General features: G+C 62.3%; 11 protein-coding genes. 3 read left to right on the top strand and 8 right to left on the bottom strand.

Annotated elements, in window-relative coordinates:
* Positions 1-5: 5 nt before the first annotated feature.
* The 6 genes from QCE79_RS19000 to QCE79_RS18975 all read right to left on the bottom strand — a co-directional run bounded on the left by QCE79_RS19000 (position 6) and on the right by QCE79_RS18975 (position 5,810).
* Positions 6-803 carry an ATP-binding cassette domain-containing protein gene (locus QCE79_RS19000; protein ID WP_309846894.1) on the bottom strand — a complete coding sequence of 266 codons (798 nt, stop codon included), beginning with the start codon at positions 801-803 and terminating at the stop codon, positions 6-8.
* A complete protein-coding gene (gene ssuC, locus QCE79_RS18995) occupies positions 800-1,603 on the bottom strand; it encodes an aliphatic sulfonate ABC transporter permease SsuC (protein ID WP_250469224.1) in 804 nt (267 codons plus the stop codon). The genes QCE79_RS19000 and ssuC overlap by 4 nt, the downstream gene beginning before the upstream one ends.
* A gap of 8 nt (positions 1,604-1,611) precedes the next feature.
* On the bottom strand, positions 1,612-2,760 hold the full coding sequence (gene ssuD / locus QCE79_RS18990; protein ID WP_309846891.1) for an FMNH2-dependent alkanesulfonate monooxygenase: 1,149 nt from the start codon (positions 2,758-2,760) through the stop codon (positions 1,612-1,614).
* Positions 2,761-2,921: 161 nt separating this feature from the next.
* The gene (locus QCE79_RS18985) at positions 2,922-3,890 is read right to left on the bottom strand and encodes a sulfonate ABC transporter substrate-binding protein (protein ID WP_250494491.1); all 969 of its coding nucleotides are present in this window, start codon (positions 3,888-3,890) and stop codon (positions 2,922-2,924) included.
* A gap of 206 nt (positions 3,891-4,096) precedes the next feature.
* Positions 4,097-5,434, bottom strand: a complete 1,338-nt coding sequence (locus tag QCE79_RS18980; RefSeq protein ID WP_250510966.1) for an LLM class flavin-dependent oxidoreductase — start codon at positions 5,432-5,434, stop codon at positions 4,097-4,099.
* A 115-nt stretch (positions 5,435-5,549) separates the two neighbouring features.
* Entirely contained in the window at positions 5,550-5,810 is a 261-nt protein-coding gene (locus tag QCE79_RS18975; protein ID WP_244830921.1) for a hypothetical protein, read from the bottom strand.
* A gap of 227 nt (positions 5,811-6,037) precedes the next feature.
* On the opposite strand from QCE79_RS18975, the gene QCE79_RS18970 reads away from it, so the two are divergent.
* Positions 6,038-6,865: a MetQ/NlpA family lipoprotein gene (locus tag QCE79_RS18970; RefSeq protein ID WP_250494489.1), complete on the top strand. Its 828-nt coding sequence runs from the start codon at positions 6,038-6,040 to the stop codon at positions 6,863-6,865.
* Between the two features lie 70 nt (positions 6,866-6,935).
* Here QCE79_RS18970 and QCE79_RS18965 read toward each other — a convergent pair whose 3' ends face one another.
* Both QCE79_RS18965 and QCE79_RS18960 read right to left on the bottom strand, forming a co-directional pair.
* The gene (locus QCE79_RS18965) at positions 6,936-8,276 is read right to left on the bottom strand and encodes an LLM class flavin-dependent oxidoreductase (protein WP_309846886.1); all 1,341 of its coding nucleotides are present in this window, start codon (positions 8,274-8,276) and stop codon (positions 6,936-6,938) included.
* Between the two features lie 113 nt (positions 8,277-8,389).
* Positions 8,390-9,748, bottom strand: a complete 1,359-nt coding sequence (locus QCE79_RS18960) for an LLM class flavin-dependent oxidoreductase (RefSeq protein ID WP_309846884.1) — start codon at positions 9,746-9,748, stop codon at positions 8,390-8,392.
* A gap of 429 nt (positions 9,749-10,177) precedes the next feature.
* Here QCE79_RS18960 and QCE79_RS18955 point away from each other — a divergent pair, with 429 nt between their 5' ends.
* Positions 10,178-11,569, top strand: a complete 1,392-nt coding sequence (locus QCE79_RS18955) for a cytochrome ubiquinol oxidase subunit I (RefSeq protein ID WP_309846881.1) — start codon at positions 10,178-10,180, stop codon at positions 11,567-11,569.
* A 34-nt stretch (positions 11,570-11,603) separates the two neighbouring features.
* Positions 11,604-12,602 (top strand): cytochrome d ubiquinol oxidase subunit II, encoded by a 999-nt coding sequence (cydB, locus tag QCE79_RS18950; RefSeq protein ID WP_309846879.1) that lies wholly within the window; start codon positions 11,604-11,606, stop codon positions 12,600-12,602.
* Positions 12,603-12,611: the final 9 nt, after the last annotated feature.

Below are 12,611 nucleotides of genomic sequence, written 5' to 3'. Positions count from 1 at the left end.
AGCGCTCACGACCGCCGCAGAACCCGCGACAAAACCGCCTCCTCCAACTCCGCAAACCCTTCTGCCGCACGCGAGCGCGGACGCGGCAGCGCCACTTTCGTATCCAGCGTGATACGCCCTTCCTCGATCAGCACCACGCGGTCGCCAAGCGACACCGCTTCCTGCACGTCGTGCGTGACAAGCAGTGCGGTGAATCGATGCTCTCGCCACAGCCGTTCGATCAACCCGTGCATTTCGATGCGCGTCAACGCATCGAGCGCACCGAGCGGTTCATCGAGCAGCAGCAAGTCCGGCCGATGCACCAGCGCCCGCGCCAGCGCCACGCGTTGCCGCTGACCGCCCGACAACTGCGAAGGCCAGTCGCGTTCTCGCTCGGAAAGGCCCACTTCGGCAAGCGTCGCGCGGGCTTCGTCACGCGCCGAACGCGGCAGACCGAGCATCACGTTGTCGAGCACGCTCTTCCACGGCAAAAGACGCGCGTCCTGAAACATGATGCGAACCTGCAACTCGGCATCCGGCATAGCGGCCCGGCGTTGCAGCACGCCAGCCGTGGTCGCTTCGAGGCCGGCGATCAGCCGCAGCAGCGTGGACTTGCCGCAGCCGCTGCGTCCGACGATCGACACGAAACTGCCGCGCTCGATCGAAAAATCGAGCTTCGACAACACCGTGCGCTCGCCGAAACGCTTCTCCACGCCTTGCAGCGATACCGCGAGATCGCCCTCCGCCGCACGCACGACCGAGCCTGGACGAGGAGCATGACGCGCGATAACGGCTCGTTCGAGAGAGGGATTCACCGTGCTCATGTGCGCGCCTTGGTCTGATAAGCCGGATGCCAGCGTAGCGTGACGCGCTCGATGGCCCTTGCCGCCATGTCGGCGAGCTTGCCGAGCAGCGCGTAGAGCAGAATGCCGACGAGCACCACATCGGTCTGCAAAAACTCGCGGGCGTTCATCGTCATATAGCCAATGCCCGATTGCGCCGAAATGGTCTCGGCGACGATCAGCATTACCCACATCAGCCCGAATGCGAAGCGCACGCCGACGAGTATGGAAGGCAACGCGCCCGGCAAGATCACATGCCGATACAACGCCATGCCCGACAGCCCGTAGCTGCGCGCCATCTCGATGAGATCGCGATCCACCGAACGAATGCCGTGATACGTGTTCACGTAGATGGGAAAGAACACGCCGAGCGCAACCAGCACGAGTTTCGCTTCCTCGCCAATGCCGAACCACAGGATCAGCAACGGAATCATCGCGAGTGCAGGGATGTTGCGGATCATCTGCACAGTCGAATCGAGCGCGACTTCCGCAGGCTTGAAAAGCCCCGTGGCCAGGCCGAGCACGAAGCCGGTGGCGCCGCCCATCGCAAAGCCCGCGAGTGCACGCCACGCACTGACCTTCACGTTGGCCCACATGTCGCCGGACAAGATGAGCGCCCACGCCGCCTTCACCACGGCGAGCGGTTCGGGCAGCACGCGTGAAGAAAGACCGCCCGTGCGCGCCGCCGCTTCCCATGCGACGAGAATCAGCAGCGGCACGATCCAGGGCAGCGCCTTTGCACCGATGCCGCCCAAAGCCGTTCGAGCAGATTGATTTGCCATGACGATACTCAGCTTTGCGCGACCTTCGGCAGTTCGGACGTGCCGATCACTTCGCCGAACGGCCCCGAGAGCGGCCCGTTCGCCGCTTCCTTTTGCTGGCGCGGCAAGAGCGGGAACACGAGTTCGGCGAACCGATACGACTCTTCCAGATGCGGATAGCCCGAGAGAATGAAGGTATCGATACCGAGTTCCGCGTACTGCTTCATGAGACCGGCGACCTGTTCCGGATTGCCGACGAGCGCCGTGCCCGCGCCGCCGCGCACGAGGCCGACGCCGGCCCACAAATGCGGATACACCTCGAGCTTATCGCGATTGCCGCCATGCAACGCGGCCATGCGGCGCTGTCCTTCCGAATCCATTTTCGCGAACGATGCTTGCGCGCGCTGAATGGTTTCATCGTCGAGCCTGCTGATGAGGCGGTCCGCGTCGGCCCAGGCTTCCTTTTCGGTTTCACGCACGATCACATGAAGGCGAATGCCGAACTTGATGCTGCGGCCTTCGGCGGCAGCGCGCTTGCGGATGTCCGCGAGCTTTTTCTCGACTTCGGCGGGCGGCTCGCCCCACGTGAGATAAGTGTCGATATGCTTGGCTGCGATCTCGTGCGCAGCCGGCGACGACCCGCCGAACCATAGCGGCGGATGCGCCTTCTGCACCGGCGGATACAGCACCTTGCCGCCTTGCGAACGCAGATGCTTGCCGTCGAAATCGATACTGCCGCTGTCGTGAGACTTTTCGAGCAGACCGCGCCAGATGCTCAGGAACTCGTCGGTGATTTCGTAGCGCGTGTCGTGGCTTTCGAAGACGCCATCGCCCGCGAGTTCGGTCGGGTCGCCGCCCGTCACCACGTTGATGAGCAAGCGCCCGTTGGAAAGCCGGTCGAACGTCGATGCCATGCGCGCCGAGAGCCCCGGCGTACTCAAGCCCGGCCGGATCGCGACGAGAAACTTGAGGCGCTTGGTGGCGGGAATCAGGCTCGAAGCCACGACCCAGGCGTCCTCGCAAGAACGGCCCGTCGGCAAGAGCACGCCTTCGTAGCCGAGCGTGTCGGCGGCGACCGCGATCTGGCGGAAGTAGTCGTAATTAGCGGCACGCGCGCCTTGCGACGTGCCGAGATAACGACTGTCGCCATGAGTTGGAATGAACCAGAAAACATTCATCGGGAGGTCTGCCTTTCGAATTCGTTGTGTCGTGAAGACGGGCATGCGGCTTTGAGAAACAGCCCGGCGCTCGGGTCAGTCTAGCGACGCGGCGACGCTTGCCCAACCATCGATTCGCGCTAAGAATGTGCGCGAAACTGCTAACCCGAATCTACTGAGAATTACGCGACGTTCCAGCGCGCTTCGGTGACGTCGAGCTTCTTCGGAATGAGCTTGAGGTTGCTAAACACGTCGGCGATCTGCTGCTGATATTCGAGCGTTGCAGGCGCGACGCTCTGCACGCCGTAAGCCGTCCGTTTCAGCGCGACTTCGAGAATGCCCGCATCGAGACCGACGAGGGGCGCGAGTTGCGTGGCGACGGCAGGGATGTTGTCGCGCGCCCAGCGATCGACCAGATCCAGTTCTTCGAGCACGGCACGCACGAGTTGCGGTTGCGCGGTGGCGAACTTGCGCGTGGCGAGGTAGTACTGGATGTTGCGCACGAGGTTCGTGCCATCGGTGATTTGACGTGCGTTCGCCTGCTTCTCGGCGGCGGCGAGATACGGGTCCCAGATCGCCCATGCATCGACGCTGCCTTGCACGAAGGCGGCGCGCGCATCGGCGGGGGCGAGATAGATGGGCTGGATATCCGTGTAGGCCAAACCCGCTTTCTTGAGCGCTTCCACGAGCAGATAGTGAACGTTGGAGCCTTTGTTCAGCACGACTTTCTTGCCGCGCAGCTCGGCCACCGTTCGAATGGGCGAATCCTTCGGCACGACGATGGCTTCGGCGCGCGGCGCGGATGGCTCGTTGCCGACATAGACGAAATCGACACCCGCGGCTTGCGCGAAGATCGGCGGCGTTTCACCGACGGTGCCGATATCCACCGCGCCCGCGTTGAGCCCTTCGAGCAATTGCGGACCAGCGGGAAATTCGAGCCATTGCACGGTGACGCCTTGCGCCGCAAGCCGCTTGTCGAGCGTGCCGCGTGCCTTCAACACCACGAAGTTGCCGTACTTCTGATAGCCGATGCGCAAGGTCTTGCCTGCATCGGCGGCAAAGAGGCGGCTCGACGCGAAGGCGCCTGCGCTGACGGCGGCCAGTTGCGCGAGCGCACGCCGGCGCGACAGCGAGAGAGAACGATCGGACATGCGGAGTTCCTTGGGATAGGGTCGTAAAGCAGAGGCAGGCAGGCGCCAGAACGTCTTCAGAAAAGACGTCTATAGCCATCAATCCCTACTATGCGAGACGCGCGCCAAAAGCGGAACCAAGCAAATGTCATTTGCAAATGAATACGCCGTGACGCGGCTAGGCGCACGGCGCATATAAGGCGGTGGATGCGTGTGTGCGAATAAGCTTATGCGTTATTCGCGGGGAAAAAGCGGTTGCCGGGTCTTGGCAAACCGAAGTGCTCGCGCAACGTGTTGCCTTCATACGCGCGCCGGAAAATGCCACGCCGCTGCAATTCCGGCACCACCTTGTCGACGAAATCGTCGAGACCCGCGGGCAGATACGGGAACATCACATTGAAGCCGTCGCTGCCTTCCTCGGCGAGCCACTGCTCCATTTCATCGGCGATATCGGTTGCCGTGCCGATCATCTGCAAGCCCGAAAAGCCGCCCGCGCGTTGCGCCAGTTGCCGGATGGCCAGCCCTTCCGTGCGCGCCATTTCGACCACGCGTTCGCGCGCGCTCTTGCTCGCATTGGTCTCGGGAATCTCGGGCAAGGGACCATCGGGATCGAACGAGGAGACATCGTGACCGAGCGCGATGGAAAGCGAAGCGATACCGCTTTCGTAATGCACGAAGGTATCGAGCAATGCGCGCTTCTCGCGTGCTTCCTCGCGCGAGTCGCCCACCACGACGAACGCGCCGGGAAGAATCTTCAGGTGCTCGCGCGGGCGGCCGAGTGCATCGAGCCGGCTCTTTACATCCGCAAAAAAGCGCTTGCCCGCGGCCAGATTCGGTTGCGAGGTGAAGACCGCGTCGGCGGTTTCGGCCGCAAGCTGCTTGCCCGCTTCCGATGATCCGGCCTGCACGACGATCGGCCAGCCTTGCACCGGCCGCGCGATATTCAACGGGCCGCGCACCGACAGATATTCGCCCTTGTGACCGAGCACGTGAAGTTTGGCGGGATCGAAGAAGAGGCCGCTTTCGGTGTCGCGCACGAACGCGTCGTCGGCCCAGCTGTCCCACAGGCCCGTGACGACATCATAGAACTCGCGCGCGCGGCGATAGCGCTCGTCGTGCTCCATGTGATCCTCGCGGCCGAAGTTCAATGCGGCATCCGGGTTCGACGTGGTCACGAGGTTCCATCCGGCGCGTCCGTCGCTCAAGTGATCGAGCGAGGCAAAGCGCCGCGCGATGTGATACGGCTCGTCGAATGTCGTCGATGCCGTCGCGACCAGCCCGATCTTCTCCGTCACCGAAGCCAGCGCGGAAAGCAGCGTGAACGGCTCGAAGGATGTCGCGGTGTGGCTGCGTTTGAGCGCGTCCACGGGCATGTTGAGCACGGCGAGGTGATCGGCCATGAAGAATGCGTCGAAACAGGCGCTCTCAAGCTTTTGCACGAACTGCTTGAGATGGCGGAAATTGAAGTTGGCATCCGCATACGCGCCGGGAAAACGCCACGCGCCGGTATGCAGGCTCACCGGCCGCATGAATGCGCCGAGATGCAGTTGTCGGGAAAGGGTCATGTGAAATCGGTTCGAGTCCAGGTCAGCGCTTACGTTACTTCAGGCATGCAAACGTTGCTTGGATCGACGATGAACCGACGCGCGGGAATCGTGGCGCGTCGATGCGGATGCGGATTCAGTGCGGCGGAAGATCGGCGGGCGACTGAAATAGATCGACCGTATAGCCCATGTTGAAGTAGCCTGCGCGCGCATAGAGCGCGATGTGTTCGAGCCGGTCGGCGCGCGTGCTTTCGTCGTCGGGCAGCTCGATTACGCTCGTGGCATTGCAGCCGCATGCGGCGCGCGCACGTTCCAACGACCGCAATTGCCAGCGCTCACGCATGCGTCCGGCGGGCGCGTAGATGGCTTGGAGATAGTGCGACAGGAACTGCGGCATGGCTCATCCCCTTCAGATGGTGAATGAATCAAATCTAGGCCGCCCGCAACGCTTTCACAAACAAGGTTTTCTGCAAAGCAATACACCGCCTGCATGCCTTATATAGCGCTCAAACCGCCCGTCACGGCAAACGAAAAGGCGCTATATCGATAGCGCTCGATATTATTTGTCGCGAAGCGCTGCCGCCTCTAGCATCACGTCTCTCCCAACTTATCAGCTTTTGCCCCATGAAAATAAAGTCGCCGATAAAAACCGCGCTGTTTTCCCTGCTGCTTGCATGCGGCGTGATGAGCGCCGCACCGTCGTTCGCGGCAAATCAGACGGTGCGCGTGGGCATCATGTCGGGCGAGGACGAGGATGTCTGGCGCACGGTGGCGGCCAACGCAGCCAAACAGGGCCTGACGGTGAAGGTCACCACTTTCGCGGATTACACCCAGCCGAACGAAGCGCTCGCGCAACACGATCTCGACGCCAACTCGTTCCAGCACAAGCCTTATCTCGATGCGCAGATTCAGGCGCGCCATTACGACATCGTGCCGGTCGGCTTCACTTACGTGCAGCCTATCGGGCTTTATTCGCGCAAGGTGAAGTCGGTCGCCGCGCTGCCGCAGAACGCAACCATCGCCGTGCCGAATGATCCGAGCAATGAAGGCCGTGCGCTCTTGCTGCTGCAGGCGAATGGCGTCATCAAGCTGCGCGACAACGTCGGGTTGCTGCCGACGGCGCGTGACATTGCCGACAATCCGAAGCATGTCCAGATCAAGGAACTCGATGCGGGTATCGTCGGCCGCGCGATCGGCGACGTGGACGCTGCCGTGGTGAACACCGACTGGGCCATCAAAGCGGGCATCCAGATTCCGCAGGAACGCATTGCGCAGGAGAAAGTGCCGGGCAATCCGTATCGCAACTTTCTGGCGGTGAACGCGAAAGATGCGCAGGCGCCGTGGGTCAAGACGCTGCAGACGAGTTATCAGCAGGCCAACGTCGCCGCGACGATCCTGAAGGTGTATCACGGTGCGACCTTGCCGGCATGGGACGGCGCGCCGCAGAAGTAATGCGCGTGTGATGTAAGCGACGACGCCCGGCATGACCGGGCGTTGATCGTTTGAGCGCTGTTTAACTCGCCTAAACCGCCTCTTTCACTCGATACCCCGCCGGCACATCGAGCCCGAAATGCCCGCGCAAGGTAGTCCCTTCGTAAGCGCGTCGGAAGATTCCGCGCTTTTGCAGAATTGGCACGACGCCATCGACGAAGGCTTCGAGCCCGCCCGGCAACGCGTCGGGCATGAGGTTGAAGCCATCGGCGGCGCCGTCGTCGAACCAGTGCGCGATGTCCTCGGCAACCTGTTCGGGCGTGCCGACGATCACGCGATGCCCGCCGCCGCCCGCCAGCGCGCGGATGAGTTCGCGCACCGTATAGCCATGCGCGCGCGCCTGCGCGATGGTCGCGTGAAAGAACGTGTGATTACCGTTGCCGTTGTTGGGCAGCGTGAGATTCTCGGGAAGATGCTCGTCGAGCGAGAGAGAATCGGCGGGAATGCCGAGCGTGCCGGCAATCCGGTTCAGGCTGTAGCGCCATGGAATGAGATCGACGAGTTCATCGCGACGGCGGATGGCTTCGGCCTGCGTCGCGCCGATGATCGTCGTGAGACCTGCGAGCACTTTCACCGCATGCGGCCCGCGTCCGTAACACGCCGCACGCGCGTTCAGATCCTCGCGATACGCCTTCGATTCGTCGAATGATTGCGACGCCGAGAACACCGCTTCCGCATGACGCGCCGCGAGATCACGCCCGTCGCCGGATGCGCCCGCCTGCACGAGCACCGGATGCCCTTGCTTCGAGCGCGGCAGATTGAGCGCGCCTTGCACCGCGAAGAAGCGTCCGCGATGCGCGGCGGGATGCAGCTTGCCGAGATCGACGAACAGGCCGGTGGCTTTGTCGGCAACGAGCGCGTCGTCCTCCCAGCTATTCCACAACGTCTTCACGAGCATGGCGAACTCTTCCGCGCGCGCATAGCGTTCGGCGTGATCCGGGACGGCTTCCAGCCCGAAGTTGCGTGCCGAAGGCAGATCGGCCGTCGTGACCATGTTCCAGCCCGCGCGGCCGCCGCTGATCAGATCGAGCGTGGCGAAGCGCCGCGCAAGGTTGAACGGCTCGTTGTAACTCGTGGATGCCGTCGCGATCAGCCCGATATGCTTCGTCGCGGCCGCGACGCTCGCGAGCAGCAGCGTGGGTTCGAGCGCCGTGATCGGGCGCATGTCGAGTTGGTCGGTGATCGCGGCGCTATCGGCGAGGAAGATTGCGTCGAGACAGCCACGCTCCGCGATCTGCGCGAGACGCACGTAATGATCGATATCGATGAAGGCGTGCGGATCGGCGTCGGCCAGACGCCATGCGGAAGGCACGAAGCCGGAATGAAGCGCGTTGATGTTCAGATGCAACTGGCGCGGGGCTTCGCCGCTCATGTGTGACACTCCGGGAAAAGTCGGACCTTCGATTGTCCGATGCGAACCGGGTGCCGCGCCACGAACGATTTCGTGGATTCATATTCGCTGGGGCGCTAAGGGACTAGCAGCATTTATCGATAGCTCGCGCCGACGTGCGGCGCTTGCAGATAGGCGCCGTTGCCAAACAGCTTCTCGCGCAGGGTGCCTTCTGCATATTCGGTCTTGTACGCACCGCGCCTTTGCAATTCGGGCACGAGATATTGGACGATATCGCGGAACGTGCGCGGCGACTCTACCCACGCGAGATTGAAGCCGTCGATATCCGTTTCTTCCACGAGCGCCTGCAATTCGTCGGCAACCTGAGCCGCATCGCCGACCACGACCGCGCCGCGTCCGCCGATCGTCACGAATTCCACCGCATCGCGCACGGTCCACACGCGTTCCGGGTCCAGCTTGCTGAACGATGCAAGTGCGGACTGGCCGGCATCGGTATCGACGTAAGCGAGGGTATCGTCGGGCTTATAGCGCGAAAGATCGATGCCCGTCCAGCCGGATAACAACGCCAGGGCACCTTCGTAACTCGCGCGCGCCTGATACGCGGCATAGCGTGCCTGCGCGCGTTCGGCGGTTTCATCGACGATCACGGTCAGCATGGCGAACAGCAATGCGCTGTCCGGTGCGCGGCCCGCTTCCGTGAGCGCGGTGCGGATGGACTGCGCCGACTTGCGCAAGCCATTGCGCGTGGGCGCGCCGAGAAAGATGCATTCCGCATGCTTGGCCGCGAATGCCGTGCCGCGCGTCGATCCGCCCGCCTGGAACAGAAGCGGCGTGCGCTGCGGCGAAGGCTCGCACTGGAAAATACCCTCGCTTTCGAAGTAGCGGCCCTTGTGTGTGATCTTGCGCACGCGCGCGGGGTCGGCGTAGATGCCGCGTTCGGCATCGCGCAACAATGCGCCTTCTTGCCAGCTTCCTTCCCAAAGTTTGTAGCAGACTTCGAGAAACTCATCGGCGCGATCGTAGCGTTCGTCATGGGCGCGCAGTTCCGTCTGCCCGAGACTCAACGCGCCGCTTTGCAGATATGACGTCACCACATTCCATGCGACGCGTCCCCGGCTCAACTGATCGAGCGTGGTGAAGCGCCGCGCCAGCAGATACGGCGCTTCATAAGCCACCGATACCGTCACGCCGAAGCCCAGGTGCTTGGTCGCGTGCGCCATCAAGGGAATCAGCGGCACGGGGTCGTTCATCGGCACCTGGGCGGCGGTGCGCAACGCGGCGGCGGGACTGTCGCCGTAGACATCGTAGATGCCGGTGACATCGCCGAGAAAGAGGCCGTCGAAACAGCCCTCTTCCAGCACCTTTGCAAGCTCGACCCAATAGCGGGTGTCGAGATAGCCGACTGAATCGTCTGCGGGCGCTGTCCACTGACCGGGCGCGAGATGCCCCACGCAATTCATCATGAAGGCATTGAACCGGATCTGGCGAGGCATAATCGACTTGGCTGGACGCGTGAAAACCTTCGAGTCTAGTCATTTGATCGCGCTTGGAGAAAGGCCGTATCGTCATGCGCTTATTACCGTCGGAAGAATATGCAAAGCGTGGATGCATCTATAAGCGGCATCCATGAGGCTGGCGCGCCGTCTTGCTCCGACGAACCCGCGCATTTCAGATTCGCACGCTATTTGTCTTCCCGCCCGCGCGCCAGCGGCATGTCGCCCTTTCGCTATACATACGTATAAATGCCGAAGGTGTTTGCAGAAGCCATGATGTCGTCAGATTGACACCGGCCCGTCAGGCGTTTCCAAGAAGCGAACGCCCCGGCCCGATGACGTGGCCCGTGATTCGCCATGCGCAGATCACGGTTCGATGAACCGCGCCAAGGTCCGCCGGGCTAGCGCGCAGCCTTGGTGGATGCTCCGATGAATCTCGACGCTCTCGACCTTTCGCGCCTTCAGTTCGCCTTCACGGTCTCGTTTCACATCATTTTTCCGGCATTGAGCATCGGGCTTGCGAGTTTCATCGCCGTGCTCGAAGGCTGCTACCTCAAGACCGGCAAGCCGCATTACAAGGTGCTTTGTCTCTACTGGTCGCGCATCTTCGCCGTGGGCTTCGGCATGGGCGTGGTGTCGGGCGTGGTCATGGCCTATGAGTTCGGCACCAACTGGTCGGGCTTCGCACGCTTTGCCGGACCCATCACCGGTCCCTTGCTCACCTATGAAGTCATGACCGCCTTCTTTCTCGAAGCGGGCTTTCTCGGCATCATGCTGTTCGGCTGGGAGAAGGTCGGCCCGAAGGCGCATTTCGGCGCGACGATCATGGTGGCGATCGGCACGCTGATCTCCACGTTCTGGATTCTCTCGTCCAATAGCTGGATGCAGACGCCGCAAGGCTTCAGGATCGAGAACGGACACGTGGTTCCGGTCGACTGGTTCGCCATCGTGTTCAACCCGTCGTTCCCGTATCGGCTCGCGCATATGGCGCTTGCGGCGTTCATCGTCGCCGCGCTCGTGGTTCTGGCAACGGGCGCATGGCATCTGCTGCGCGGCAGGCGCGACGCGGAAACGCGAACCATGGTGTCGATGGCGCTCTGGCTGCTGCTCGTGCTCGCGCCGGTTCAGGCGCTCGTGGGCGACCAGCACGGTCTCAACACGCGGCGCTATCAGCCCGCGAAGATCGCGGCGATAGAAGGCCTTTGGCAAACCGAGAAAGGCGGCACGGCGCTCAATCTCATCGGCTTTCCCGATATGAACGCGGAAGTCACGCGTCATGCGATCCAGATCCCGCATCTCGGCAGCTTGATTCTCACGCATAGCTGGGATGGCGAAATTCGCGGGCTCAAGGACTTTCCCAAAGCGGACCGGCCGAATTCGTCGCTGATCTTCTGGACCTTCCGCGTGATGGCCGGTCTCGGCATGCTGATGATTCTCGTCGCCGTGACGGGTAATCTGCTCAGACGCGGCGGACGCTTATTCGAAGCGCGCTGGTTCCAGTGGACCGCCGTCCTGATGGGCCCGACTGGTTTCATCTCGCTGCTCGCCGGATGGATCACGACGGAAGCGGGCCGCCAGCCCTGGGTGGTCTATGGCGTGTTGCGCACCTCCGATGCAGTCTCGCCCATCACACAGGCTTCCGCCGGGCTTTCCCTGCTGCTGTTCGTGCTGGTGTATTGCCTCGTCTTCGGCATCGGGCTCTACTACATCTTCCGCATGATCGGCCAGGGACCGCAAGGAACGCCGCCGCTGCCTGCCGACGCCACGCGCGATCCCACCGAAGCCACGGGCCGCCGCCCCTTCTCCGCCGTCTCGCGCTAACCGTGCGGCACGCCAAATCACGTGAGGTGACGACATGGATCTGACAATCGTTTGGGCTGCGATCATCGCCGCAGGCATCTTCATCTACGTGGCGCTCGATGGCTTCGACCTCGGCGTCGGCATGATCTTCCCGTTCTTTCCCGACGATGCCGAACGCGACCTGATGATGCACAGCATCGCGCCGATATGGGACGGCAACGAAACCTGGCTCGTGCTCGGCGGCGCCGCGTTGTTCGCGGCCTTTCCGCTTGCGTATTCGATCGCGCTGTCGGGGCTTTACCTGCCGATCATCTTCATGCTGGTGTGTCTGATCTTTCGGGGCGTGAGCTTCGAAGTGCGCGCCAAGGCAACGCGCACGAAAAATATCTGGAACCTGTTCTTCATCTGCGGCTCGGCTGGCGCGAGCTTTTTTCAGGGCGTGATATTGGGTGCCTATCTGCACGGCATACCCGTGAGCCAGAACGCATTCTCGGGCGACCCGTTCTTCTGGATCGCACCTTTTCCGTTTCTCACAGGGCTTGGTCTCACATGCACCTATGCGCTGCTGGGCGCGGGTTATCTCGTCCTCAAGACGGATGGCGATCTGCAACGACGCATGCGCGCGCTCATCCTTCCGCTCACGGCCGTGCTGCTTGCGTTCATCGCGGTCATATCCGTGTGGACGCCGCTCACCGATGCGCGCATCGCCGAACGCTGGTTTCATTCGTCGTTTCATCTCTGGCTGTATCCGGTGCCGGTCGCGGTGGTGCTGACGGCGGTCGCCATGTACTTCGCGATCAAGCGCGAGTCAGAGGCCGGTCCGCTCGCTATCGCGCTGCTGCTCGTGTTCCTGGGCTATATCGGGCTGCTCTTGAGCGTGTGGCCTTATGCGTTGCCGGGCAGCGTGACCTTATGGGAGGCGGCATCGCCGGAAACGAGTCAGGCGTTCACGCTCGTGGGTGCGGTCATCATCATCCCGATCATTCTGGCTTATACGACGGTGGGCTACTGGGTGTTCCGGGGCAAAGTGAAACCCGGCTCGGCTTATCACTAATCTCGCGCG

The sequence above is a fragment of the Caballeronia sp. LZ003 genome (assembly GCF_031451465.1).
GTDB lineage: Bacteria > Pseudomonadota > Gammaproteobacteria > Burkholderiales > Burkholderiaceae > Caballeronia.
Note: the sequence above shows the minus strand (reverse complement) of the source record. Positions and strands in the feature narration are given on the sequence as shown.